This window comes from Humiphilus diazotrophicus (genome assembly GCF_059726315.1).
In genome coordinates, this window is sequence record NZ_AP040870.1 from 4,637,843 (window position 1) to 4,663,510 (window position 25,668).

Consider the following 25,668-nt stretch of genomic DNA (forward strand, 5'->3'; position numbering starts at 1 on the left):
AGATTGATCCATTTGAACAGCTACCCCTTGCGATGGCGTTGCCGCAGCCGACTATTGTCGCCAGCAAGGGAATGCTGGCAGCGAGCATGGCTGATAGTCGGATCACCCTCATGGTGCCCTAATGGTATATCTTCTTTGTTATTTTTCTGACAGCTTGTATTGCAGGTCCTATATGTACGCGGAGTTTCCGAAATAACTTTTTTAGAATGTGACGATTACAGCTATCCCTTTCTAGGCAAGGTCCCAAAAGGTCTGATGCAGATATCTTTCTGCAGATCGGGTAAACATAGGCTGGAATTGCGGGGAGGGATTACAAAATGTTGGCGGAGGGTGGGGACCCCTCCGCAGATCTTAACTGTTTAGGCCGCAGCATTGCCATTGTCGGTGCCGACAGCGACGCGAGCAGGTTTCCTTCTCCAACTCCGCGCAGGCATGATCTTTACTTCTCCTAAACGAGATGCTTTAAGACGGCGAATCTCTTTTGCGGTGAGAGGCGCCATCTTTTCTGCGGAATAAAAGACTTGCTTCCCGCAGTCAAGACAGACTTTGTAGGTTTGCTGCTCTATGGTGAACGGCCGCGTTAACCGTCCATGATGGCAGCCAAATAGGATTTCATAGAAGAAGTTACCGATCGCTTCCAACCAGCGCATGGGCACCGCTCCTTTCTGCTTGCCAAATACTTCACCTGTGAATATCAGCGCTAAAAGCAATCAGGGGATATAACCCAAAACGTAAATTGCCGCTAATTCCGGTGAAATTCGCAAGTTTTTAAACGGCCCAAACCGTAACTGCACTCCCTTACTGTGTGCATTAGTAAGATGCGGATTCTGTGAAAAAGTAGCGGACCAGCTGCTCTTTTGGAAGGAAGGGCTTAGAAGTGAACCATAAGTTGTGCAATGTGATGTGTTCTTCCTGGGGGCCAAAGCCCTTAATTGCGCTGCCCAAATTACTTGCCTCCATACCTGGGCAGCACTCCCTAGAGTCCATTCCTTACCGAAAAAAGGATCTTTATTTCGATATGTGAGACATCGGTTTAGTCAAGACAAAAAGATAAGATTCGCGAAACTTTCATATTTCTTGGGAAACTTGCATTCTGTGAGACGCGAAGTGCGAAAACCCGCGCAAATTGCCGCTGAATCGACGTACCATAAAAATATGGCCCGAGGTTGGGAGAGTAAATCAGTGGAGGAACAGATGGCAGAAAGCCAACAGTCTGCAGCGGCGGTTTTGGAGGTTTCTGAAGAGGCAAAACACCGCGCAGCATTGGAAAGAGCGGCAAAAGAGCGTCAGCGGCAGGAGCTTGAGTTACAGCGCGAGAACATTTTGTCTCAGCGCACCTCCAGCCCCGCACGGCGTGCGGCACTGGAAGCGGCTCTAGCTGATATTGAAGGTCGTCTCGCTAAACTTCTTTCGTAATTGTCATCTGCGAGTTCAATCGCTACGATTTGCGGTTGAAGAGTAGGGAATTAGCTTGATCAATCGTAGTCATTAGCACGCGAGCGATATTCACGTGTGCTGGGCGGGTGATTGCCCAAAGAATGGCATCGGCAACGTCGTTTGCAGTGAGCGGGGTGAGGCCCTGATACACCTTTGCGGCGCGTTCGGTGTCTCCGTGGAAACGTACCTGACTAAACTCGGTCTCTACCATGCCGGGATCTATGGTTGTAACCCTGACCGGTGTTCCTAATAGATCCTGGCGGAGTCCATCGTTGATTGCGTGTTCTGCCGCTTTGGTTCCGCAGTAAACTGCGCCACCGGGATAGGTTATTTCTCCTGCAGTCGAGCCGAGGTTCACGACATGTCCCCGGCCACGCTGAACCATGCCCGGAACTACGGCACGGGTGACGTAAAGAAGGCCCTTGATATTGGTGTCGATCATCTGCTCCCAATCTTCAAGGTTGCCTTCGTGCACTTTTTCGAGACCTCTGCTTAATCCGGCGTTGTTTACCAGGACATCGATTGCTTGCCAGCTTTCCGGGAGAGAAGCAATTGCGGCGGCTACTTTCTTTTGATCGCGGACATCCAGCTCTATCAGGTGAACTGCTTCTGCACCCAAATCTTTTAGTTTGGAACTGGCCTCTTTCAGCCGGTCATAGCGGCGGGCCGCCAGGATCAACCTGGCACCCTGTTCTGCGAAGGTTCTTGCACAGGCTTCTCCTATGCCCGCACTCGCCCCGGTGATGAAGATTGTCTTGCCTTTCAATGTGCTCATATCCGAAAGATTACCTCTCCAGAAAAGGAATAGCAGGTCCTACAGGCTTTGCCACAATCCAAAATATCTAGAGCCGGAGAGCTTTCGCCATACGATACTGTGCGACAGCCCAATCCTCGTCCTTGAGTCCTGTTTCGACGGCCTTTTGCAACTGTTGGGCAAAGTACTCGGCCAGATATAGCTGCAGTCCCTGATCTTTTGCTGCTTCTCGAAACAGGCGAGTGTCCTTTATTCCAATTGCAACACTGGCTCCTACCTGTTCCGGAGGATGCAGCATGACCTCTCCATAGCTGGAGTAAAAAGGTGACTGAAAGAGAGCGCTATTAACGGTCTCCAGAAATATGTGGGGATCGATTCCTTGCGAAGAGGAATAAACAAAGGCTTCGCTCAGGGATTGGATCATAGCGGTAATGAGGAAATTGCCGCCTAGTTTCAGAGCATGGGCTTTATAGGCTTCAGATCCTATAACGGTAATTCCTCTGCTTACCGCCTCAAGCACGGACTTTACCTTTGCCACTGCTTCCGGTTCACCGGCCATTGCAATCCAAAGCTTTCCCGCCTCGGCAACCTTAGGACGGCCAAAAACGGGTGCGGCGACGAAGCTTTGTTTGCGTGCCTGATGCTCAGCCGTCAAACGCTGTGACATGGACACGCTCAAAGTACTTAATGAGACGTGGATTCCTGCAGGAGGAATGAGCTCGATGGCACCATGTTCTCCCAGCATTACCTGCTCAACGGCAGCATCGTCGTTCAGCATGGTGAATACGACCTCGGCTTCTTCCAAGGCTTTTTCGATACAAGAGGCCAAGGTGAGGCCTTCTTTCTCCAGAGCCTTGGCCTTCTCCAACGTCCGGTTCCACACCATCACCCGATGCCCGGCGACATGTAGACGGAGTGCGATGGCAGAGCCCATCTGTCCAGTTCCCAGAAAAGCAATTTGCATGGAAAATACCCTATCGTTTCGATGACTGAAACAGGTTTTAGCTTCAGGGGTTTTGCTGCTGTTGCGGGCCAGACCAAGAGTGAAAATGCTCTAAATAGCAATGGCGTTTCCGTGCAGGAAACGCCATTCCATGATGAAGAGATGTGGGGATCGGTCAGCCGTTATTGCCCGGCTCAACCAGATGATGAGAAATTGCGAATAAGGCCAGTTCCAGGCGAGTGGAGACTCCGGTCTTATCGAAAATATTCGAAAGATGCCGTTTTACCGTTTCCTCACTCAACCCGAATTGCTTGGCAATATCGCGGTTGCTGAATCCTTCGACGATGCAGCCCACGACTTCCAATTCCCGGGGAGTCAGTCCAAAGGTCTTCTTTGGAGGCGCTGCAGCTTTTTGCACCAGTTCTTGGAGTGCTCCGACCAGATTGACGACCCTTTTCCCTCCGATCCAGTAATCACCGGCATGAACGGTGAAGATGGCGGAACGCAAATGATCTGCCAGAACATTCTTCAGAACGATCCCTCGGGCACCAATCTGGAGAGCCTCGATGATCTGTTGGGTTGTGATGGTACTGGTGAGCAGCAAAATCTTTACGCGCAAGGAGTCTTCCATAAGCGTGCGTAAAGCTTCTAAACCCGGCATTCTGGGCATTTCGAGGTCGAGTAGCAGGATGTCGGGTTCGAGTTGTCCGACTTGCGATATCGCCTCATCGCCGTCCGTGGCCTCTCCGACAACTTCAATTCGACTGTCGGTCGCAAGCATATTGCGTACGCCGATACGAACTACCGGGTGATCATCTGCGACGATGACTCGAAGTTTGTTCGCAGATGCAGGGGCGTCATTTTCCATGTTTATGATCCAAGGGGAAGATTATTGATCACTTCACCCAAAATTTCGTCAACAGAATACGCTCTAGTTTGGCAAACGCGGAGCGCAAATTCTCTATTTCAAGGAGTAGCTCCGAATGTTCCCCGTCTCCCATCTCGAGTTTTTGCGCAATAGCAGCAGCTTCCTCGGCCCCCAACATCGAGCAACCCCCACGTATCTGATGAGCGGCTTTGTGAATTGCGGGAGAGTCATCCCGTCTTGCAGCCGACTCTAATTCCTGCAATCTGTGTACTGCATCTTTAATACAAGTGTCATACACCTCTTGTAATGCTTCCATGCTCATGGTCGAACTGAGCTTCTGGAAGATGGCTTCGTTCAGAGCCAGATTCGTATGTGGTTCTTTCGATTCACTCGCCCGCTGGAGCGTTTTCTCTATTTGACCTTTTAATTCCGGGATCTCGAATGGTTTCAGAAGAAAGCCGTCGAAGGCCGACAGAAACTCGTCCGGGATTTGCGCGCCGCTCATGGCAATAATCTGGGCCTTGCATTTCTGGCGGAGGTTTGCGGCCAGATCGCATCCGCTTAGTCCTGGCATCTGGAAATCCATCAAAATGATTGAGGTTTCGTCGGCAGGCAGGGAGGAGGCCAATTCCAGACCTTCGTCTCCCCCTGCAGCTTTTTGGACCTGGTAGCCCGCGGAGGTAAGGACAAAATCCAGAATCTTACGGCTAGCCGCGTCATCTTCAATCAGTAAGATCGTTGCTTTTGTTGCGCTTGGCGCTTTGGGGTTCATAGTTCGGCCCTTCCAAAATTCAGGTAGTTCATACCCGAAAAGCGCAAAAAAGGAGTTTCAGGGGCAATCAAACTAGCCGAGCGTTGACGATCAAAGCAGCCGGAAAAGAAGGAGAATTCACTTCGCCTTAACATCGATCTCATTGCGCGAGCCCTGTGCTTCAAAAGCAAGGTTTGCAATACTTTCAACAAAGGATACTCGCCCCGCTGGATTTGTGCGCTCCGGGGGAGAATCTTCTTTTTTTCTTGGGGAACAAAGGCCATAGGGTCCATGGCATCATAAATGAAAGCGTTCGCCTGCGCTTTCGCGGATCCTTTCTGTCAGACCTTAAGAAATCGAGAGAACATTCCTTTCGACAAGTTGCCATAAACTGCTTGGATTGCCTATGCCACGTTACCGCTTTCTCGACACCCTGACTATCAGCTTTGTTGTCGTGCTCCTAGTTTCTAACCTGGTAGGCCCGAAGATCTGCCAAATAGGACCTCTCAGCGTGAGTGGAGCCCAACTGCTGTTCCCCATTACCTATATCTGCGGGGATGTATTTACAGAGGTCTATGGCTATGCGGCTTCGCGACGCGCTATCTGGCTCGGCTTTTTTGCCATGGCCTTGTTGTCCGTTATGGGACAGATCGCTGTCTCCCTCCCTCCTGCTCCCGGCTGGCATGATCAGGAGGCCTTTGCAACTGTCTTCGGTCTGGTTCCTCGCTTCGCGATTGCAAGCCTGATTGCCTATTGGGCCGGAGAGTTTACAAACAGCTACACCCTGGCCAAGCTGAAACTGCTTACTGGCGGCCGTTGGCTTTGGACCAGGACTATCGGATCTACCGTTACCGGACAGGCAGTTGACACGGCTCTGGTAATACTCATCGCCTTTTGGGGAACACCCTGGAAGACGATAGGGGTGGTTATCCTTTCTTCCTATTTCACAAAGGTTATTTATGAGGTGCTGGCTACTCCCCTGACCTATCTCGTGGTCAACTGGTTGAAGAAGGCGGAAAGGGTTGATACCTTTGATCGGGATCAAAACTTCAATCCCTTTGCGCTTCGAGTCAACAATGGAGTAGGGGAAAACGTCGGAGTGTGATCTCTATTACATTTTGACTCATTCGAACCTGGGAAATACGAGTAGCCCTTTCCCGGTATCAAAGATTCGCCAGGTAACAGTGGATCTTTGCGGGGATCAATAATATGAAAGCTGGAAATTTTTTGGAGCAAAGCTCTGAGCACATTCATCTAACGTGAAGTTTCCGGTTGCTGGTTCTGATCTCGGTTTTCCATATCGAGGTCTGTGGGCTAAGGCAAGTTTCCCAATTTGATAAAAACTTTAGGACGCAGTAACTGCCTGAGGGCAGGAGTGCATGAATACCCAATCGTTAGGGTTATTTAGGATGGTTCCTTTGAAAAGGATTGCAAGCAGTAGTCTTTTGGCTTCGTGTGTCGCTATTACTTTTGCCTTTACGGGCTGCAATAAGCACCAAGCTGCTCCGGCTCCTCAGGCACAGGCCATGCCGGTGCAGGTGCAGCCGGTTGCTCTGTCTTCCGTACCGAACAACGATGAATATGTCGCAACAATTAAGTCCCGGCGCTCGGCAACCATTAATCCGCAAGTGGACGGGAATCTGACTCGCATTCAGGTTCATTCCGGTGAGCATGTCAAAGCTGGCCAGTTGCTGATGGTTATTGACCCCATTAAGCAAGAGGCAACAGTCGAGACTCAGCGTCAAACCGAAAAACAGAAGAAAGCCCTCTATGACTACAACCAGATTCAGGTTGTTCGTCAGCGGAAGCTCTTCGAAGCCGGGGTGACTAGCCGTGACACTCTCGACCAGGCCGAACAGTCGTTCAGTAATTCCAAGGCCGATTATGAATCGGCCGTAGCTGCGCGCGTCACTCAGGAACGTCAACTCAGCTATTACCGGATTACGGCTCCATTCGCTGGGATTGTCGGCGATGTTCCGGTGCACGTGGGTGATTATGTTTCTCCGACCACAATGCTGACGACCGTCGATGAGAATCGCGATCTGGAAGCATACATTTATGTCCCTGCTGAGAAGGCCATGCAGGTACGCATGGGACTGGATGTAAGCCTGAATGACAACAATGGAAAGCTTTTGGAGCAGACCAAAATCAATTTCCTATCTCCTCAGGTGGATAGCCAGTTACAGGGCATTCTCGTCAAGGCTCCGGTACATTCAAGTCTCGATGTGCTGCGCAACGCTCAGTTGATAAAAGCACGTATTACCTGGAACAGTGCTTCTGCTCCGTTGATTCCCGTGCTTTCGGTAGTTCGAATCGGCGGTGCAGACTTTGTATATGTGGCTGAACAGCAGAATGGCGCGTATGTAGCTCATCAACGCATCGTTAAGCTGGGCGAGACAATGGGCAACAACTACGCCGTTCTTGAGGGGCTCAAGCAGGGAGACAAATTGATTGTCTCCGGAATGCAATTCCTCGTGCATGGAATGCCGGTGCAGCCCTTGGGCTAGCATCACAAGCGTGTTTAACCAGGCGGCTCTCTGGCTGACGGAGGCTGCTCCCATCGGGAAGGATTTGTTCGCTTGTTTGTCGACTTCTTTATTCATCGGCCGGTTTTTTCGACGGTTTGCGCACTGCTGATCATTCTGGCAGGCGCGATCGTTATTCCGACACTGCCCATTTCGCTGTATCCGCAGTTGGCACCACCGCAGGTTTCGATTACGAGCAATTATGTCGGTGCCAATGCTCAAGTTGTTGAATCAGCGGTAACCATTCCTATCGAGCAGCAGGTAAACGGTGTGGAAGGTATGCGTTACATGACCTCCACCAGCTCGAATGACGGCACCAGCAGTATCGACGTCTTCTTCCAAACGGGTTATGACGTCAATATCGGCGCTGTCGATGTTCAGAACCGTGTGAATACGGCGCAGGGCCGTTTGCCGCAGGAAATTAAGAACACCGGTGTGACCATCACGAAGGCGAATAGCAACTTCGTCATGGTCGTAGGTTTCTATTCTCCGGACAACAGCCTCTCGACGCAGTTCATCTCCAACTACCTGGACGTTTACGTCAAGGACACTCTGAAGCGTATCCCTGGCGTCGGCGATGCGCTCATCTTCGGCGAGCGCAAATACGCTATGCGTCTCTGGCTCGATCCGGTCAAGATGGCTACGCGTAATCTGACTGCAACCGATGTGATCAGCGCACTTCAGGAGCAGAACATCGAGGTTCCTGCCGGTCAGGTCGGGCGTCCACCTGCAGACAACAGTCAGAACTATCAGGTTTCAGTTCGTGTTGAAGGCCGTCTCTCCAGCCCGGAACAGTTTGAAAAGCTGATCCTTAAGAATACTTCCGGAGGACTGGTCCTTCTGAAGGATGTCGGTCGCGCTGAAGTCGGGGCCGAATCTTACGACTCTAACCTGAACTACAGCGGACACGATGCTTTGGGTATCGGTATCATGCAGCTTGCTACCGCCAATGCATTGAATGTGGCGCAGCAATCACGCGCTGCTCTTGCCGAGCTATCCAAGACCTTTCCTCCAGGAATGAAGTATCTGGTGGTGGTCGATACTACCCAGGTTGTCGGCGATTCAATCCACGAAGTGCTTACGACGTTGGTTGAAGCAATCGCGATCGTCATCGTTGTCATCTTCATCTTCTTGTTGGACTGGCGCGCAACCATCATTCCGGCTGTTACGATTCCAGTTTCGTTGATCGGAACCTTTGCCTTTATTAAGGTCTTTGGCTTCTCGATCAATTCGCTTACCTTATTCGGAATCACTCTTGCAACTGGACTCGTGGTCGATGACGCGATCGTGGTTATCGAGAACGTACAGCGGCATATCTCGGGTGAACATGAGGATTCATATACCGCAACCTCTGTTGCCATGGGTGAGGTGACCAGTGCCGTTATTGCGACGTCATTGGTGCTGATCTCGGTATTTGTTCCTGTATCCTTCTTCCCTGGAACCACCGGCATTCTGTACCGCCAGTTTTCGCTGACGATTGCTTTCTCGATTGCGATTTCGGCATTCAACGCCTTGACGCTGTCTCCGGCAATGTCTGCTCTTTTCCTTCGCGGAGAAGAGGCGAAATATACCCAGCTGGACTTTTTGCGAATCAATTTCCTGGCGAATGGCTATCGTAAGTTTGCCCACGCCGTGGACGATTCCATCAACTGGCTTTCTTCCACTTACGCTCGTATGATCCACGTGGTTCTCCGGTTGCGTTATCTGGCCGTGCTGCTGTTCTTTGCGGGCTTGGCTGCAACCGGCTATATGTACACCCACGTTCCTACGGCCTTTGTTCCGCAGGAAGATCAGGGATACTTCCTGGTGGTTGTGCAGGCGCCTCAGGGTGCATCTTTGTCCTATACCACGCAGATATGCGATAAGGTACAGGCCATCATGAAAGAGGACTCGGATGTAATCGGTACTTTTGCGGTACCGGGCTATAGCCTTACCGGTGGTAGTTCTTCCAATACCGGTATTGTCTTTGTACCTTTGAATCCTACGGATCAACGGCGTGGCAAGGGACACGATGCAGCTACAATCGTGGCCAGGAACAGTCCGAAGCTCTTCATGATTCCGGGAGCTACGGTTGTGGCCTTCGAACCTCCGGCTATTCAGGGTATCGGTTCCTTTGGCGGTTTCCAGTTCGAATTGCAGGATTACGGACGGAATACCTTCCAGGATATCGACAACGTTGCTCACAAGATGGTGGCCGCAAGCCGTCAACGTAAGGATCTGACAAGTCTTTACACCAGCTACACGGCAAACGATCCTCAACTTTTGGTGATGATCGATCGTGAGAAGGCCAAGACCATGGGCGTGCCGCTGAGCCAGATTACCAATTCTCTGCAGCTATACATGGGATCTGCATACATTAACGATTTCGATTTCAATAATCGTTCCTATCGTGTGTATGCACAGGCAGATTCTCCCTTCCGCATGACAGCGCAGAACCTGCGTCAGTTTTATGTACGTGCGGATAATGGGCGGATGATTTCTCTCGACAACCTCATCAGCGTGAAGGAAACTTCAGGCCCTCAGGTTATCTATCACTACAACCTCTTCCGTTCGGCTGAGATCGATGGTTCTGCTGCTCCCGGGTTCAGCTCCGGACAGGGCTTGAAGGCGATGGAAGAGCTGGCGCATCAAAATATGCTGCAGGGTATGGCTTTCTCCTGGACCGGTTTGGCTCTGGAGGAAATCGAATCCAGTGGCAAAGCTATCATCATCTTTGGATTGGGCTTGTTGGTTGTGTACCTCACACTGTCTGCTCAGTACGAAAGCTTTGCCCTGCCGTTCATCATTTTGCTGGCCGTGCCGATGGCTGTCCTCGGAGCTTTGGGGGCTGTCTCTTTGCGTGGTCTATCGAATGACATCTACTGCCAAATTGGATTGGTCATGCTGATCGGTCTCTCTGCGAAGAACTCAATTCTGATCGTGGAATTCGCAGAGCAGCTCCGTCAAAAGGGACGGTCGATTCAAGATGCTGCAGTGGAAGCGGCAGAACTTCGCTTGCGTCCAATTTTGATGACGTCTTTCGCATTCATCCTTGGTGTGCTGCCTCTGGTCTTCGCGACAGGCGCCGGTGCACTGGGTAGACACTCTGTCGGTACAACCGTTGTCGGCGGTATGTTGGTTTCTACTGTTCTCAACTTGTTCTTTATTCCTGTGCTGTATGTGATCTTGAGCAGCATCCTGGAGAAGTTCAAAGGGAAACAGGTTCCGGCCAAACAAATAGAGACCGCGGCTCACTGATGCAATATGTGAGTCTTACGATGACAGATAGCAATACCATAAGAGAGGCTCTTCGGAGCCTCTCTTATTTATTTGCTCTATTCATCTACGGAATTGTTTTCGAAATGTACCGTTAATAGTCCGTTCATAAATAACCTTTCATGCTTTCGCGCGCATCGCAGTTAGAGTGCCACGTGTAGCGAAGTTGACCCATTCCGCCGCTGATTATCTTCCCCGGGAACGCACGTTGCCGATTTTGAAAGAGGCAGCCGAAGGTTGCCGGGGTTGTGACCTCTATCTGCGAGCCACACAAACTGTCTTTGGAGAAGGCCCCTCAGATGCCGAGATCTTTATGGTTGGTGAACAGCCTGGAGATGCCGAAGACCACGACGGACGGCCATTTACCGGCCCCGCAGGACGTTTGCTGACGCATTGTCTGGAAGAAGCCGGTATCGTGCGCAGCCGTGTCTATCTCACCAATGTTGTCAAACACTTCAAATGGGAGCCGAGAGGAAAACGGCGTATCCATGAAAAGCCCCGTGGAAGTGAAATTATGGCATGTCGCCCCTGGCTGGATGCAGAACTGGAAGCGGTAAAACCCCAACTGATTGTGTGTTTGGGATCAACCGCTGCTCAAGCCATGTTCGGCCGCAATTACCGGGTAACCGCCCATCGTGGCGAAATCTCGGAATTACCGGGACTTCCGCCTATCTTGACCACCGTTCACCCTTCGGCAATTCTTCGTATTACCGGTGACCATGATCGTCGCCGCGAAACGGAGCGCTTCGTCGAAGATCTACGTCAGGCTTCTAGCTTGGCAAGGAGAAATAAGGCCGCATAATCGGAAAATTCGCTACTTTGTTGCTTAGCGTCCTGTTCCGACCAGAACAGGGAATTCCGAGGCCGTCCACACCTTTCTAGTCAAAATTATTCCTTCCTATGCGTCCTTGCAAAAGGGCGCTTTTTTGTTGGGGAAACCAAAACGCATAGATCTGTAACGACAGCATTTCCGCAAAGATGTAGATCAAGACACGGAAGCCATACGCAGCTTTTCGCCAAAGAAAGCTGCACTTCAAGGACACTCGATCGTTCCTGCCGCTTTCCTATTTGAGGCAAGATTGTGGCCCCTGCATCTTCCAGTTGTGCTTTATAGGCCAACAGTGTAGAGTGGTGGCGGTTTGCTTTTGCCTCTTTTATGACAACGTTGTCTTTAAGGAGCTGAAGAGCTTCTGTCTGTTGGAGATAGGGCGATTCGTAATGTCCTGAGAACGTGCCGGAGTCGATCTGATGAAGAGATGTTTTGTTGTATTGCTTTTATTGCTGTCTGCCACCTTATCTTACGGAGCCGAAAAGCGGCTCACCGACTATGTGAATCCCTTCCTGGGAACTGCACCTCTGACAAATCCGGCAGATATAGGTTTCAATCCACCCTGGCGTGTTTGGGCCGGTCTGACTTTTCCCGGCGCTTCCGTGCCGAACGCCATGGTTCAGCTTAGTCCCATCACGAAGTTTGGCAGCGGCGCTGGCTACGAATATGAGAACTCGGTTATCTATGCCTTCGCACATACAAACAAGGGGCATTGGAATCTCTGCAATATTCCGGTTCTGCCGGTAAGTGGCACGGTAGATCCCGAAGACTTCGGTTCAACCTTCAACCATAAAAGGGAATCCGCTCATCCTGGCTATTACCAGGTTTATCTGGAGCGTTATCACGTCAATGCGGAACTGACTTCGACGCTGAGAACCGGATTCCATCGATACACCTATCAGGACAGCGAGCAGGCAAAGAAGCTGGTCGTCAATCTGGCAGTATCGAACGAGAGAATCAGGGATTGGAAGATCGAGCAGGACGGAGAACACTCGTTCAAGGGCTACCAGACCGCAGGCGAAAAAATCTTCTTCTATGCAGTAACGAATTACAAAATCAAAGAAATTGAAAAGCTGAAGGGACATAAGGGAGATCTGCCTGTCGTAGATTTCGCAGATGGTTCCGGCCCAGTGGAGATGAAGATCGGCCTCTCTTTCGTTAGTACAGAAAATGCGAAAGAGAATCTTGAGAAGGAGCTTGCCGGAAAGAGCTTCGATCAGGTCAGGGCCGATGCTTCGGCCGAGTGGGAAAAGCTGTTAGCGAAGATTGAGGTAACAGGCGGAACCGAGCGGCAGAAAGAACTCTTCTATTCCTGTCTCTACCGGTCGTTTCTATGGCCTGCGCTTCGCAGTGATGTGAATGGAGAATATACCGACGAAACCGGTAAGGTTGTGAAGGCGGATTTCCAGTACTACACCTTGCCTTCTTTGTGGGATGACTACCGAAACAAGCTGGTGCTGCTTGGTATGCTCTCTCCAAAGGTAACTGTCGATGTGATTCATTCACTGATTGATCGAGGAGAGAAGACGGGCTTTATTCCTACCTTCTTCCATGGCGATCATGCTGCAGCCTTCATCGCCGGATCATATCTGCGAGGACTAAAAGACTATGACGTTAAGGAGGCTTATCGGCTCTTGCTGCGGAATGCCACTGTTGAAGGAGGCACGAGACCATATATCTCCGAGTACATGAGCAAGGGTTATATCTCCGATCCTGACGTGGCAAATCCTGAAGTAGAAACGAAGGGCAAGGCAGGAGTCACCAAGACACTGGAATATGCATACGACGATTATGCAGTGGCTCTGCTGGCAAAGGCGCTAGGGGACGAGAAGAACTATGACCTGTTGATGAAGCGTTCGAAGAATTACAAGAACATGTTCGATCCTTCGACGGGCTTGATGCGTGGTCGCCTGGAGAACGGCGAATGGATCAAAAACTTTAATCCCGAGTATCCCTATTACGAATACATGTACCGGGAAGCGAATGCCTGGGAGTCGTCGTTCTTTGCTCCTCACGATACGGAAGGGCTCATAGCTCTATACAAGAGCAAAGCCGATTTCGAAAAGCAATTGGATCGGCTCTTTTCGATTCCCTGGAATCCGAACTATATTGCGATGAACATTAACAGCTTCATCGGGCAATATACGCAAGGGAATCAGCCCGACCATGGTTTTGCCTATCTGTACTACTTTGTCGGCAAGCAGGAAAAATCCCAAGCCATTTTGAATACCATCATGAGCCGCTTCTATGGAATGGGCGAAGATGGCTTGGCCTTGTGCGGAATGGACGATGCCGGAGAGATGTCGTCCTGGTACGTCTTCAACGCGATAGGTTTCTATCCGTACTCTCCGGCTGACCCGAAGTACATCGTGACCGTGCCGCTCTTCGACAAGGTCGTCTTCAAGGTCGGCGACAACAAGTCCTTGACGATTGTGAAGAAGAATTCGGGCGACAAAATTACGCAGCTCACCTACGGCGGTAAGAAATTGGACGGATATTTCATCCCTCATAGTGAACTAGTAAAAGGGCAGGAACTGATCATTACCACCAAATAGCGTGGGGGCAAAATGGAACCATGAGACGGCGGCCAAAAAGTTGTGGATCGTACAAGTTGGCCGCCGTCCAGAGTTTGTGCGATACTAAAAAAGCTCAAGAGACAGGTGCTGCCAAAGCTGCTACCGGGTTCTTTTGAGTCAAGACCAACAGTGCAGTTGATGCCGTAAATAGCTGATTTTACGGAACCTGCAGTGTAAGGCCGGGATGGCGGAACTGGCAGACGCAGCGGACTCAAAATCCGCCGACCTTCGGGTCATGGGGGTTCGACCCCCCCTCCCGGCACCAAGCTAAAACTAATGAAGTAAACGGCTTACGAGTCTTATTCAAAGATCAATCTCTTTATATTGGCTCAGCTCCATAAACTTTAGTCATAGCCGAAGCGCCTATCTCTTTTTGCTCAGCCATTGTGAACTTTTAAATCAATTCCAGTATTGGTAGAGGACTTCGTCTTTACTCGCCGTCTTTTATTAGCATGTTCCACTCACCCGGTCCTGAAAAGACAATTGTCGTCAATTGCGAGGGATGTCAACGCAGTATCCAATTGGTGGGAGTAGAGGTTGTAACCACTAGAGCTGGCGTTGTCTCATCCATATCCGCGACTTAAGAGAGAAGTATGAAGATGTATTTCCTCTCCCTTCCGAAGAAAGAAAGTGCTCTGCAAACCACAACTATCTTAACGAATTGCATCCCTGATAACTTTTGCTCCGGCGAAAAGCGCCACCACTTAACACCCTTGGAGCGTGCTTCCGCTCAATGAGCTCTGTTATGTCCACATTTCGTCAATATCTTGCTGGATATATAGTGGTGAATACCAGGGAAAAGGATGTTACTCTAACTCGCAAATAATGGGAGTTGAATGATGCCAACTGGTAAGAGTGCAGCTAGCTCTCACAAAAGCAAGAAAGAGCCGAAACCTACTAAGACCGCCTTAAGAGCAGCCCGGGCACAGGTCCCAATCACTCACGCGGGGTTGGCATTCAACCATAAACATCACGTATTTATTGCGAAGTTGAAGAGGGGAGAAGTTTGGGCACTGAACCAGTTGAGTTTCCAGGCAAAGGGCCACATAACACCGCTCTTTGAAATGTGGCCACCGAATAAGGGAACTTTGACCAAACCGGCCAAGACACTTCAAGAACACACCGGCGATCTAATGCAGCTACTTGTTGCCGAGTGGGCAGGGTTACCCTTTTACCTAGATACTCAGTATCTTACTCTGGGTGGAATACCTTCTCCGCACTCCGCACAGACGGTATTTAGTGTTGCTCGTAATGCTCAAGTAAATGTAGTACCTGTTACATCGCCTCTATTTCCACAGGCCTTTCAGCAGGTTATTAGAAGCGTAATTGCCACTGATGGGCGCGGTGTCATGTTTCGCGTGCCAGCAGATTTTTTTAAAAATTTACAAAATCTTCCTGCATTAGCTAATCTTGCAACATTTTTAGGGGTTGAAAGAAATCAGATTGATATTCTTATCGATCTTCAATACCGCTCCGACCTATTAGCTGTACAGCAAGTTGGTGCATATTGTCTTAATAATTTGCCATTTGTGAATGACTGGAGAACCGTCACATTTGCAGCGGGATGTTTTCCGGATTCGATATGGGATCAGCCATCTGGACAATGGATTCCTTTTGACAGGAATGATTGGCTTGGCTGGAGTAGCGTTCTTCAGCAACGGACTGCTGCGAAACTTAGATTGCCATCATATGGCGATTACGGCGTTAGATGTGGTGGTGAGCCACAAGTTATTCCCAATACACCTGCACCAAACCTTCGTTATACCAGAGAGCAAATTATTGGGGTGAGACGGGGAGACAAAACGGCTGGTTCAATGAGAGCAATTTGTAATGATCTTATTGGGCAGCAGTTTTATAGTGGGATACAGTTCAGTCAGGGAGATGCTGAAATTCACTCGAAAGCAACCACGACAAGTCAAGGGAATGGCACTCCTGAACAGTGGATTCAATGGTGTACAAATCATCATCTGGAGTTGACAGCTTCGCAAATCCAGAGCCTCCCCTAGCTTTGATTGCTTGGCGAACTTCAGTAGTCAATTCGGCCACGGGAATGTTAGCGGAAACCGCGTGCCAGACTTCCTCCGCTGAACATTTTGATGTTACTCTCTTGTATCCGCACTTGCGCAGCACGGCGAGCGCTTCGGTTTTCCAAAGCATCTTGGCCAAAGCAAACGGGTTTTGATTTGGATTGAATTGTGGTGCTCGAAGTTCCCGCAAAATAACTTCGCCATTCTTGAATTCCGCTTTTTGTAGTCCCCACCACTTCGGTATCGTGGTTCGAGCACGGTCTAGTAGACGGCGACCACAAACTAAAGTTACATATTCAAAAATACCCTGATATGCCTCTATCTGTGATGGTAGGCGGTCAAGGCTATCACTATCGCTCTTGATTTCAAAGGCATGAAGAGAACCGTTAATGACTGCAATGTCTACTCTCGCAGATTTACAACCAAACTCCTCTACGATAAGGTTATGTTCTTTATCATCGTATTTAGCTTCCAAAGCGGCCAAGAGCACCGTCCGAATGTCAATATCACGTGTGACGAGCTTCGATGGATGCACTCTTGTTTGGCGATTCACGGCAATATTGTATGCTGAAACTTTGTCCTCGTCGGAATATTCTCTTGGACGTATCTTTGAGAACAAGATTACCTTTCATTCATTTTGCCCGATGCACTTCTGAAGATATCAATCATCGCGATTTCTATGAGGCGCTGCCAGAAAAGGAACACTGGCAGACGCGACAATTACTTCTGTGATGCAGCGGTACATGTTTGTCGCGAAGACGAAAACGCAACCTTACCTTTTACTCCCCACATTTACAATATGGTGATATTATCTTCGAGGATCAGGCAAACATTGGCACCCTCTCATCCACGGTTGCCAGCCGATCAACCGCAAGCCCTAATAAACGATCATCGAAAATAGCTTGCTTCCTCTGCGCTGACTCAGCTCCGCCGGGCCACTTCTCAAGTCCCTTTCGAAGAGCTGCCACATTAGGTTGAACGTTTTCTTTCATAAGCAGCCAATCTACGGTTGCCAGAAGTTCCATCCCTAGTGGAGATTCAAAGCCATCAATCAACGTTGCTGTTTCTTCCAGTGCAGGAAGATAGATTGAGGCTTCAGGACCTTGCAAGTATTCAGCTACGTTGGCCCGCTTTGCGTTGTCAAACCATATCGTATCCATTGGTCCAGCATCACTGAGACGCTTTCCGCAATGAAGATAACTTCCATCGAGGCCATTCAGTAGGTGGCGCAAGCGCTCAGCATAGGGTCCGTACAGATTCGCGGTGAATCGGAGGTCAAGTGGATCTTTCAGACCGAAGTTCTGAATTGAGCGCTGCAAAAACCACGCAAGCTTTTGGATCTCAAGATTGGTGCACTCCAAACCCAACACTTCGTACCGACGTACAAGTTCCGCTACCAACGCCCTTGCGGGCGTAAGCTCTTTCAGCCCCGTTTTCTTCGGTGCGTTTTGATACATACTCGTGGGAACAAAAACCAAAACATCAACATCTGAGAGAGGTGCTAATTTAGTTTCTATTTCCCGCCGAACTATATTCCAGTCCAGCCCTCCATTTCCACAGCCTAAAGGAGGAACAGCGATAGAGTGGATCTCTTTCTCTCTGATGACACGTACCAAGTCTTCCAGTCCATTCTGAACCCACTCCAGTTTCGAAGGGTGCCGCCAATGCTTTTTTGTAGGGAAGTTGATGATCCATTTGGGTGCTACGAGTTCGTGATTCTTCGTTACGAACATGTGCCCAACTCGAACCTTCCCGGCTTCACAGGCGTCTTTGTATGCTTGAGTGTTTGCAGGAAACGCCTCACTAAACATCAACGCGATGCCTTTGCCCATAATTCCTACTTCGTTAACCGTATTAACGAGGGCATCAACATGCGCATCGAGAAGATTGCCTTGAACATACTTAATCATTTAGTGATACCATCCGGGTCTCGATAAAATTGTCAGCGAAAGCCCGCTTTGAGCTGCCTGCTCTTGAACGTTTTTGGTGACTACGTCGGTTTTGCAAACTACTCCCTCTAGTGCATCGACAGGTAAAGACTGATAGATGAGAGCCTCCGCTTGATATCGTTCAATTTTTCCGGGATCATCTGGGTCTCTCCGGAAGTCTCTAGCCTGTAAACATTTCCAGTCAATGTACTCTGATAAATCATTGAGATCACTAGAAAATTTTGCAGCGGCCAAATACGCGTGTCGATCGCTGAATACAAACTTAATACCCTTTGCCAGAACTTTTGGCAATGAAGTCACCATAATGGCCACCTCTGACATGGGAAACTGCTTGATGCCGCCATACCCTGTTTTGATGTTGAGAAGCATTGGCGAGTACGGGGTGAAATAAAACGGTATGTAGTCGCTCAGACAACCATAAGGTGCCACGGGCACCTGTCTGATTGTTCGTTTCGTAATCAGCTCCGGACTCCCAATCTGAATAAAATTAGGGTCACAGACCGTGGCATTCTTACAACACAACCCATGCTCGAATATCCAGCGCAGATTCCGGATATGCGTAATCCTAAAGATTAAGGCTTTGTCTGGGTTGAGCTGGCTCATCTCCATCTAGTATCGCCGATTATGCTTCATCGCAAATCAAACATTTTAAAGGGTTAATAAAACAGTACCCCTTGATCTACTTCTGGAACCACACGGAAACCCTGAAACACCTCTTCTTCCTCGTCTAGAGGACTGCTCAACAAGTATTCCACGGGAAGCTAGAGCTTGAGCTAAACGATCCGGAGACAGAAATCATTGCTCTGCCAGATAATTTGGAACCTGCGTGGAAGAGCGATCTCCGTAACCTCCGCGTTCGGTCTGCAGGACAGCCTCAGTCAACGGATCTGATGACGCTCTTCGATAGAGCTTTCCTGCACGCCAGGAATTTCCTGCCGATAGCGTGCTCACCTATGCGGCCAAGCAAGTGCTCAGTACAGAAATCGATGCGGAAAATTAGAAGTTCTTCGAAGCTCCCTTTTTGGTCCTACCAATTATTTGAAAAAGGGACCGCAGAATCCTCCTTAGGTACGGAAGCTCGGTTCCAGAAGTGGAGGAGAGAAACGGGCTGTCTCGCCGACATAGCTTCAAACGCGGATATTGCAATGTTTGGATTGGGCCAGAGTTTGGGTGTCGTGCTTGGAATGTTGCTCCGATAATCTCGATGTGGTCCGATAAATAAGACAACTGATGAAAATTGGTCCGTTGACAGAGTTACTCTGCCCTCCTAGGATTCCCTACACGTAAACATCTGCTGCTGAATGGTTCAACGGAGGTTGAGGGTGACACACCGCGAAAAGACGCGTCGTTTGTTTTTGAAGAGAGCAGGGCAGGGGCTTGCCACGCTGCCTCTTCTTGCTGCATTTCCTGCGAGTCTTGAAGCGGAAACTCCAGCAGAGGCAAAGAAGAGTCCGAAGGGTAGCTCCGCTGCGGGTCAAGGAAAGACTTCCGTCCCCCTCAATGTACGGGACTTTGGCGCACAGGGCGACGGCAAGACGAAAGACACCTTGGCTATTCAGCAAGCTTTGGATCGGTGCCATGTTCTTGGTGGCGGAGAGGTATTGATGCCATCCGGAGAGTATCTGACAGGTACGATTGCGATTCATTCGAATACGACACTTCGACTAGATCCGGATGCGACGTTAGTTGGCTCTCCTGATTTGACAGACTATCCACTTACGCAGGTTCGATGGGAAGGTCGTTGGGTTAAGGGATATCTCGGACTTATCTCTGCGACGGATGCCGAGAATATCGCGATAGTGGGGAAGGGAAAGATTGTCGGTAATACCGGCATCAAAGGCTGCGTCGATAAGCAGACCGGATTTCGTAATCCCGCGCTGCTGGAGTTCATCAGCTGCAAGAACATTCGAGTGGAAGATTGTTTTACAAACCAGAATGATATGTGGTCGATTCATCCCACTTACTGCGAGAATGTCACTTTTCGGAATGTGACGGTTCATGGCGGAGCCGATGGCATCGATGTCGATTCCTGTAAGCATGTGGTGATCGATGGTTGTGAGTTTGCAACCGGAGATGACTGTATCTCGCTGAAATCAGGACGCGGCGCCGAGGGGTACTCGATCCTTTACACCACCGAAGATGTTCGTATCTCGAATTGCACATTTTCAGATCTGCATTGGGCTTGCATTGGAATCGGCAGTGAGACCTCCGGTGGTATTCGCAATGTTCATGTTGAGCACTGTAAGTGTCTAGGCGCCAGGACCTTTGCAATCTATATCAAGAGCCGTCCCGGGCGAGGAGCTTTCCTTGAAGACATCTTCATGAACGATCTCGAAGTCTCTGGTGCGAAGGCAGGCTTTCTCCGTTTCAACATTCTCGATAGCGGTAAGCAGGACGAGTATCCAGTGCCAGGAGAGGAAGGCATTCCTACGATCCGGAATTTTCACTTCAGCAACATCAAGGTCACAGATGTCCCGGTGCTGGTCGAAGGTGTCAACATACACCCTCACAAGCCGTTAGAGGGATTCTCGCTAACGAATGTGACAGGGACGTGCGGTAAGGGCATCTTTCTGGCAAACATCAAGAATGCAGAAATCAAAAATATGCAGGTAACCGGCTTTAGTGGCTCGCTACTCAACACCCATAACGTCACGGGAAAAGGTCTCTCTGGAGCTACGGAAATAGATGGTCCGAAGGTTCCCGAGCCTATTCCAGCTTCAACAACCCCTTATTCCTTGCATTGATTTGTAATGGAAATGGCGACATGGATTTTCGGAGTAGGTAATGTCTTCAATTGCGCTTATTGCTCGCTGTTTGGTTGCGTCTCTCATCCTTTTTACTGGTCTTGCAGGGGCACAGGTAAGTCCCTCTAAGCCAACGGCAAGTCTGCCTGCAGATAGTGGTCGCAGGAATCTTACCCAGTATCTTGATTCAATTGCCGCGACCTATACATCGGAGCGCAGATCTACTGTTGCTGCAATCCATAGCCGTGCAGAAGCGGAAGCCAGACAAGGTCGGGTTCGCAGCAAGATACTGGAACTTATTGGAGGACTTCCCGAACGTACTCCGTTGAATGCCAAGGTGCTTGGCGTATCCCCGCAAAAGGGCTTTCGGATTGAGAAGGTGATCTTCGAGAGTCAGCCAGGTTTTTATGTAACGGCGCTGCTCTATCTTCCTTCAGCGGTCGAAGCAGGAGAGAAACTACCTGCGATTCTTATGTCGCCAGGGCATTCTGCTACTGGAAAAGCGTCAGACTATTTCTTGGCGGTTAGGTTTGTGCGAAGAGGATTTGCGGTCTTTTCCTACGATCCCATCGGGCTGGGAGAACGTCTTCAATATCCCAATCCGGAGAAGCCAAACCGTTCCCTTGCTATTCGTCCTACGGGAGAGCACGGCGAAGCCGGTTTGCAACCTGCTCTGATCGGCGATGCACTCGCACGTTACTTCGTGTGGGATGCTATGCGCGCCATTGATTATCTTGTCGAGCGCCCGGAAGTGGATAGCAAGCGCATTGGTGCGTTTGGATGTTCAGGAGGAGGAACCGTCTCTGCGCTCATCGGAGCACTGGATACGCGCGTGGCATCCGTCGGTTCTGCTTGCTACATTACATCCTTCGATACGCTACTGCCTTCGCTTGGTCCTCAAGATGGAGAACAGTCGACGCCGGAATTTATCGCCTCCAGATTGGATTTTCCGGATTGGATAGAACTGACAGCGCCACGTCCTTATGCTGTAATTTCGACTTACTCCGATATGTTTCCCTTTGAAGGAACGCGTAAGACGGTTACAGAAGCCCGTCGTTTCTATTCTCTCTTTGATGAGAAAAATGCAGGAACACCAACGGCATCGGCAGTCTTATCAGTTCCGCCGATTCCTACGGAACCAGCACTCAATGCCGATACGACGAATGCCGTTTCGCCGAAGGCTGCGTTGCAGTTTATATCCGGTCCGGGCAAGCATGGAATGTTGCAGCCTATTTTGGACAGCATCGTCAATTTTTTCTCTGTCAATCTCCAGTCCGATACGCGTGCTACTTCTCCAATGTCTGTCCGTTCGGATGCAATGTTTGAGCGTCCATCCAAAGATGTTCTCCAAGTCACTTCTACCGGTCAGGTTGCGAGCAGCTATTCAGGGGCAGAGACAGTCTTTAGTCTCAATCGAAAGCGCGCTGCTAAGCTTCTGGAAAACAGACACGATCTTAAGGATTCGCAGAAGCTGGCAAGCGAAATACGCAGAGTTGCCGAAGTTACAGCTTTGCCGGGCGGTATAAGGCCGGATGCCGCGAGCCTTTCAGCAAAGACTGGCGACATCACTTTGACGTTGAAGGACAGCATTGCTCTTCAAGGCCATCTCTCTGTTCCCGCTTCGGTGGAACGTCATCCTGCGGTACTTTTCCTGGTCCCAGACTCTATCTCTGGAGATAGCGCTATTGCGCGAGCGAATAAAGCGCGCTTCGACGCACTTGCGGCAGAGGGGAACGTTGTTCTTGCCCTGACTCCACGTCCATCTCCTCCCGGAACTGACGACATGAAGGCTCCTATGCTTGGGCCGTTTTATCTATTGAGTCTGAGAGCTGAACTCGTTGGCAGAACCATTGTGGGGATCAGGGCAGACGATGTGATCCGGGCAATCGACTATCTTGCAGCGCGATCAGATGTTGACCCGAAGAAGATGACAGCAGTAGGCAGTGGTCACCTGGGGCTTGTGCTTCTTCATGCTGCGGTGCTTGATTCGCGCTTGAAGCATATTACTGTGGATCATGTTCTGAGCAGCTACCGGAGTTTGCTGGAGGCTCCTCTACCGATTGGGGCCGCAGAGGATGTTCTTCCCGGAGTTCTGCTTCACTACGATATTCCAGATTTAGTCAGGATATTGGGCTCTCGCCTGACGCTGACAGATCCGTTGCAGGGAAGCGATGATCTCAGCCAGACCTCGACTCCAATCAAGGAGCTTTCTGGAGCGGCACCGCAGTAGGGATCGCCAATATCTTGGAGTTTGAAGTGCTAGAAAAAGCCCTCATCTGCTGTTTAGGCATATGAGGGCTTTCTGTTGATGTCGAGCTTGGAAATTTAGAAACGAGCGTAAAGTCCGACCAGCGGTTCGGATGTTTGGCGGAAACTATTCGTGTTCAAGAAGCTCTGGCTAAAGTCCGGAGCTTTGTAGTAAACGCCGCGATATTGAGCCCGAACTCCAAGGTGTGACGTGAGCAGGTCATAGTTCACGCCAACGCCATAGTTGAGTGCCGGACGTCCCTGCCACTCGGCTCTCTGGCCGCCATTGAGTGAAGGCGAGAAGATAAGCGCGCTTACGCCCACCGTGGCAAAGGGCTGAAAGCCCAGGGCCTTTTTCCCCTGCACTAAATAAGAGCCACTGAACTCGTGAAGATTGTTCTGATATCCAAACGGCCGCCCCGTGTAGTTCTCTGTGAAGCGCGTATAGCTATAAGCGCCCTCATAACCCAGCCACCAATGGTAGCTATGACGAAAAGCAACTTGTGCACCGACCGATTTGGTCGCTTTCTGCGAAATTCCATTGCCGCTCGCATCCGAGGTGAACTGGCCAAAGGCGCTCACGGAAATATCACTGTTGTGCAGCACCTTCTGCGCGTGCGCTGCAAATTCTGACGCGCTGACAAAAAAGACCAGGATTGCAATCGAAAGCCGTAGCCAATTCCGATGGAACATAAAGAGTACCGGATCCTCCACAGACACATATTCATCTTAATGAAAGGTTTGCCGTATGCCCAGGAGACCAGCAATTCTTGGGCAAGATCATCTCCTTTGACTGCCAATTCCCCAAAACGTACACATTCAGTTATTTGCGTATTAAATAATGAGACATAATTCCTTAATATGCATCACCCTCTTTTTACATGCATCTAGCTAATGAAAGAGGAGTTTGGACGTAGTTCCACAACGCGATTGCTTTCTTATCCTCGAAGTCTTTGGAAGCAGGCGCGATTGTCTCCTTTGAAGGCGGAGGGAAAGAAATTGGCAAAAAAGGTAGCTGAATTATTTGTTGAGGTTCTCGCAGCGGCTGGGGTAGAGCGCATTTATGGAGTTGCCGGCGATTCACTGAATGGGATCACCGATTCTGTGAGGACTCGCAATGGGATTGAATGGATTGGCGTTCGCCACGAGGAAACCGCAGCATTCGCAGCGGGTGCCGAGGCGCATTTGACGGGGAAATTGGCTGTCTGTGCAGGCAGCTGCGGGCCGGGAAACCTCCACCTGATCAATGGACTTTACGATTGCCATCGCAGCCGCGTCCCGGTATTGGCCATTGCCGCGCATATCCCATCGCAGGAGATTGGCAGCGGATATTTCCAGGAAACGCATCCGGAACTGCTCTTTAAAGAGTGCAGTCATTATTGCGAGTTGGTCTCCCATGCCTCGCAAATGCCGCGTGTTTTGGAAATAGCGATTCAGACAGCTTTGTCGAAGCGTGGCGTTGCGGTCATTGTTATTCCCGGCGATATTGCGCTGTCTCCAGCGGTAAACGAAGACCGCCGGGTTGTTTTCACTTCAGGACAGCCGACCGTTACCCCGAATCCTGATCAGCTGAATCTGCTGGCATCCGAACTCAACCAAGCCAAGAAGGTGACCATTTTGGCAGGAGCTGGATGTGCCGGGGCCCACGATTCCCTGGTTGAGCTGGCTTCACGGCTGAATGCCCCGATTGTCCATGCCATGCGCGGCAAAGAGTACGTGGAATACGACAATCCCTTCGATGTGGGTATGACCGGGCTGTTAGGTTTCTCCTCCGGCTATCACGCCATGATGAACTGCGATGCCCTCTTGATGTTGGGAACAGATTTTCCCTATCAGCAGTTCTACCCCAAGAATGCCCGTATTCTTCAGGTCGATCTCAGGGAAGAGCAGCTAGGACGGCGCAGTCATGTCAATGTCGGGGTTATTGGAGATGTGAAGGCCACAATCCCTGCATTGCTTCCACTGGTGCAGCAGAAGGACGACAGGCGTCATCTGGATACTTCGCTTGCCCACTACAAGGAAGCGAGAAAGGGCCTCGACGATCTGGCAACAGGAAAGCCGGGACAGCTTCCTATTCACCCGCAGTATGTCGCAAAGATCTTGAATGAGGTTGCAGCCGAGGATGCCATTTTTACCGTCGATGTAGGAACTCCGGTGATCTGGGCTGCCCGGTACCTGAGCATGAACGGAAAGCGGAGATTGCTCAGCTCCTTTAATCACGGGTCGATGGCAAATGCGTTGCCACAAGCGATTGGGGCACAGATCTCTCATCCTGGACGGCAGGTAATCACCTTGTCCGGGGATGGTGGCTTCTCCATGCTGATGGGTGATTTGTTGTCGCTCCGGCAGCTAAATCTTCCTGTGAAGATGGTGGTCTTCAACAATAGTTCCCTGGGATTTGTCGAACTGGAGATGAAGGCGACGGGTTTTCTGAACCACGCTACCGATCTCGTGAATCCCGATTTTGCCAAGATTGCGGAAGGTGCCGGGGTCTTGGGCATCACTGTCGAAGATCCGGGCGATGTGGAATCTGCTTTGTGCAAGGCCCTGCACCATGACGGTCCGGCCTTGGTCGATATCCGCGTGAATCGTCAGGAACTGGCTATGCCGCCTTCGCTGAAGCTGGATCAGATCGTCGATTTCAATCTCTATCTGGTCAAGGCGATTTTGAACGGACGTGGAGACGAGATTCTAGACCTTGCAAAAACAAATCTCTTCCGTTAATCGGGAGAAGGAGAAATGGTCTTCCTTGCCACAGTTTCC

At 50.2% G+C, this 25,668-nt stretch carries 18 protein-coding genes, 1 tRNA gene and 1 pseudogene; 11 read left to right on the plus strand and 9 right to left on the minus strand.

Annotation, left to right across the window (positions count from 1 at the left end; genetic code table 11):
• Positions 1-359: 359 nt before the first annotated feature.
• Positions 360-650, minus strand: a complete 291-nt coding sequence (locus AC6I7T_RS19525) for a hypothetical protein (RefSeq protein WP_497789190.1) — start codon at positions 648-650, stop codon at positions 360-362.
• A gap of 544 nt (positions 651-1,194) precedes the next feature.
• Here AC6I7T_RS19525 and AC6I7T_RS19530 point away from each other — a divergent pair.
• The gene (locus tag AC6I7T_RS19530; RefSeq protein WP_497789191.1) at positions 1,195-1,416 is read left to right on the plus strand and encodes a hypothetical protein; all 222 of its coding nucleotides are present in this window, start codon (positions 1,195-1,197) and stop codon (positions 1,414-1,416) included.
• A 22-nt stretch (positions 1,417-1,438) separates the two neighbouring features.
• Here the strand turns inward: AC6I7T_RS19530 and AC6I7T_RS19535 are convergent, their stop codons facing one another.
• From AC6I7T_RS19535 to AC6I7T_RS19550, 4 genes are all read right to left on the minus strand, one after another.
• A complete protein-coding gene (locus tag AC6I7T_RS19535; protein WP_497789193.1) occupies positions 1,439-2,212 on the minus strand; it encodes an SDR family oxidoreductase in 774 nt (257 codons plus the stop codon).
• Between the two features lie 67 nt (positions 2,213-2,279).
• Positions 2,280-3,242, minus strand: a complete 963-nt coding sequence (locus tag AC6I7T_RS19540) for an NAD(P)-dependent oxidoreductase (RefSeq protein WP_497794626.1) — start codon at positions 3,240-3,242, stop codon at positions 2,280-2,282.
• Between the two features lie 67 nt (positions 3,243-3,309).
• Entirely contained in the window at positions 3,310-4,002 is a 693-nt protein-coding gene (locus AC6I7T_RS19545) for a response regulator transcription factor (protein ID WP_497789195.1), read from the minus strand.
• 28 nt (positions 4,003-4,030) lie between these two features.
• The gene (locus AC6I7T_RS19550) at positions 4,031-4,774 is read right to left on the minus strand and encodes an Hpt domain-containing response regulator (protein ID WP_497789196.1); all 744 of its coding nucleotides are present in this window, start codon (positions 4,772-4,774) and stop codon (positions 4,031-4,033) included.
• 385 nt (positions 4,775-5,159) lie between these two features.
• Here AC6I7T_RS19550 and AC6I7T_RS19555 point away from each other — a divergent pair, with 385 nt between their 5' ends.
• The 7 genes from AC6I7T_RS19555 (at position 5,160) to AC6I7T_RS19585 (ending at position 15,944) form a co-directional block, all read left to right on the plus strand.
• Complete coding sequence (locus tag AC6I7T_RS19555; protein WP_497789197.1) at positions 5,160-5,858, plus strand: queuosine precursor transporter; 699 nt, start codon at positions 5,160-5,162, stop codon at positions 5,856-5,858.
• A gap of 304 nt (positions 5,859-6,162) precedes the next feature.
• Positions 6,163-7,260 carry an efflux RND transporter periplasmic adaptor subunit gene (locus AC6I7T_RS19560; protein ID WP_497794627.1) on the plus strand — a complete coding sequence of 366 codons (1,098 nt, stop codon included), beginning with the start codon at positions 6,163-6,165 and terminating at the stop codon, positions 7,258-7,260.
• A gap of 72 nt (positions 7,261-7,332) precedes the next feature.
• Positions 7,333-10,515, plus strand: a complete 3,183-nt coding sequence (locus AC6I7T_RS19565) for an efflux RND transporter permease subunit (RefSeq protein ID WP_497789199.1) — start codon at positions 7,333-7,335, stop codon at positions 10,513-10,515.
• 166 nt (positions 10,516-10,681) lie between these two features.
• Entirely contained in the window at positions 10,682-11,335 is a 654-nt protein-coding gene (locus tag AC6I7T_RS19570; protein WP_497789200.1) for a UdgX family uracil-DNA binding protein, read from the plus strand.
• Positions 11,336-11,781: 446 nt separating this feature from the next.
• Positions 11,782-13,917: a GH92 family glycosyl hydrolase gene (locus tag AC6I7T_RS19575; protein ID WP_497789202.1), complete on the plus strand. Its 2,136-nt coding sequence runs from the start codon at positions 11,782-11,784 to the stop codon at positions 13,915-13,917.
• Between the two features lie 199 nt (positions 13,918-14,116).
• A tRNA-Leu gene (locus AC6I7T_RS19580) sits at positions 14,117-14,203 on the plus strand.
• Positions 14,204-14,774: 571 nt separating this feature from the next.
• Positions 14,775-15,944, plus strand: coding sequence for a beta family protein (locus AC6I7T_RS19585; RefSeq protein WP_497789203.1), 1,170 nt, complete (start codon positions 14,775-14,777; stop codon positions 15,942-15,944).
• A 55-nt stretch (positions 15,945-15,999) separates the two neighbouring features.
• On the opposite strand, the pseudogene AC6I7T_RS19590 reads toward AC6I7T_RS19585, so the two are convergent.
• The 3 genes and pseudogenes from AC6I7T_RS19590 to darT form a co-directional block, all read right to left on the minus strand.
• A pseudogene (locus AC6I7T_RS19590) lies at positions 16,000-16,518 on the minus strand (sce7726 family protein); the annotation flags it as partial.
• A 268-nt stretch (positions 16,519-16,786) separates the two neighbouring features.
• Positions 16,787-17,875: a type II toxin-antitoxin system antitoxin DNA ADP-ribosyl glycohydrolase DarG gene (gene darG, locus AC6I7T_RS19595; protein WP_497789204.1), complete on the minus strand. Its 1,089-nt coding sequence runs from the start codon at positions 17,873-17,875 to the stop codon at positions 16,787-16,789.
• Positions 17,876-18,523, minus strand: a complete 648-nt coding sequence (darT, locus tag AC6I7T_RS19600; RefSeq protein WP_497789205.1) for a type II toxin-antitoxin system toxin DNA ADP-ribosyl transferase DarT — start codon at positions 18,521-18,523, stop codon at positions 17,876-17,878. It abuts the gene before it with no gap.
• A gap of 713 nt (positions 18,524-19,236) precedes the next feature.
• Here darT and AC6I7T_RS19605 point away from each other — a divergent pair.
• Together AC6I7T_RS19605 and AC6I7T_RS19610 are read left to right on the plus strand one after the other, a co-directional pair.
• Positions 19,237-20,658: a glycoside hydrolase family 28 protein gene (locus tag AC6I7T_RS19605; protein WP_497789206.1), complete on the plus strand. Its 1,422-nt coding sequence runs from the start codon at positions 19,237-19,239 to the stop codon at positions 20,656-20,658.
• 40 nt (positions 20,659-20,698) lie between these two features.
• The gene (locus AC6I7T_RS19610) at positions 20,699-22,888 is read left to right on the plus strand and encodes an alpha/beta hydrolase family protein (protein ID WP_497789207.1); all 2,190 of its coding nucleotides are present in this window, start codon (positions 20,699-20,701) and stop codon (positions 22,886-22,888) included.
• Between the two features lie 95 nt (positions 22,889-22,983).
• On the opposite strand, the gene AC6I7T_RS19615 is transcribed toward AC6I7T_RS19610, so the two are convergent.
• Positions 22,984-23,598 (minus strand): outer membrane protein, encoded by a 615-nt coding sequence (locus tag AC6I7T_RS19615; protein WP_497789209.1) that lies wholly within the window; start codon positions 23,596-23,598, stop codon positions 22,984-22,986.
• Between the two features lie 306 nt (positions 23,599-23,904).
• Between AC6I7T_RS19615 and poxB the strand changes: the two genes are divergently transcribed.
• Positions 23,905-25,629 (plus strand): ubiquinone-dependent pyruvate dehydrogenase, encoded by a 1,725-nt coding sequence (gene poxB / locus AC6I7T_RS19620; RefSeq protein WP_497789210.1) that lies wholly within the window; start codon positions 23,905-23,907, stop codon positions 25,627-25,629.
• Positions 25,630-25,668: the final 39 nt, after the last annotated feature.

What these genes read in the sequence shown, in the direction of transcription:
- AC6I7T_RS19525 (WP_497789190.1), bottom strand. Translation starts at nt 650, where the DNA reads ATGCGCTGGTTGGAAGCGATCGGTAACTTCTTCTATGAAATCCTATTT.
- AC6I7T_RS19530 (WP_497789191.1), top strand. Translation starts at nt 1,195, where the DNA reads ATGGCAGAAAGCCAACAGTCTGCAGCGGCGGTTTTGGAGGTTTCTGAA.
- AC6I7T_RS19535 (WP_497789193.1), bottom strand. Translation starts at nt 2,212, where the DNA reads ATGAGCACATTGAAAGGCAAGACAATCTTCATCACCGGGGCGAGTGCG.
- AC6I7T_RS19545 (WP_497789195.1), bottom strand. Translation starts at nt 4,002, where the DNA reads ATGGAAAATGACGCCCCTGCATCTGCGAACAAACTTCGAGTCATCGTC.
- AC6I7T_RS19550 (WP_497789196.1), bottom strand. Translation starts at nt 4,774, where the DNA reads ATGAACCCCAAAGCGCCAAGCGCAACAAAAGCAACGATCTTACTGATT.
- AC6I7T_RS19555 (WP_497789197.1), top strand. Translation starts at nt 5,160, where the DNA reads ATGCCACGTTACCGCTTTCTCGACACCCTGACTATCAGCTTTGTTGTC.
- AC6I7T_RS19560 (WP_497794627.1), top strand. Translation starts at nt 6,163, where the DNA reads ATGGTTCCTTTGAAAAGGATTGCAAGCAGTAGTCTTTTGGCTTCGTGT.
- AC6I7T_RS19575 (WP_497789202.1), top strand. Translation starts at nt 11,782, where the DNA reads ATGAAGAGATGTTTTGTTGTATTGCTTTTATTGCTGTCTGCCACCTTA.
- AC6I7T_RS19585 (WP_497789203.1), top strand. Translation starts at nt 14,775, where the DNA reads ATGATGCCAACTGGTAAGAGTGCAGCTAGCTCTCACAAAAGCAAGAAA.
- darG (WP_497789204.1), bottom strand. Translation starts at nt 17,875, where the DNA reads ATGATTAAGTATGTTCAAGGCAATCTTCTCGATGCGCATGTTGATGCC.
- darT (WP_497789205.1), bottom strand. Translation starts at nt 18,523, where the DNA reads ATGGAGATGAGCCAGCTCAACCCAGACAAAGCCTTAATCTTTAGGATT.
- AC6I7T_RS19610 (WP_497789207.1), top strand. Translation starts at nt 20,699, where the DNA reads ATGTCTTCAATTGCGCTTATTGCTCGCTGTTTGGTTGCGTCTCTCATC.
- AC6I7T_RS19615 (WP_497789209.1), bottom strand. Translation starts at nt 23,598, where the DNA reads ATGTTCCATCGGAATTGGCTACGGCTTTCGATTGCAATCCTGGTCTTT.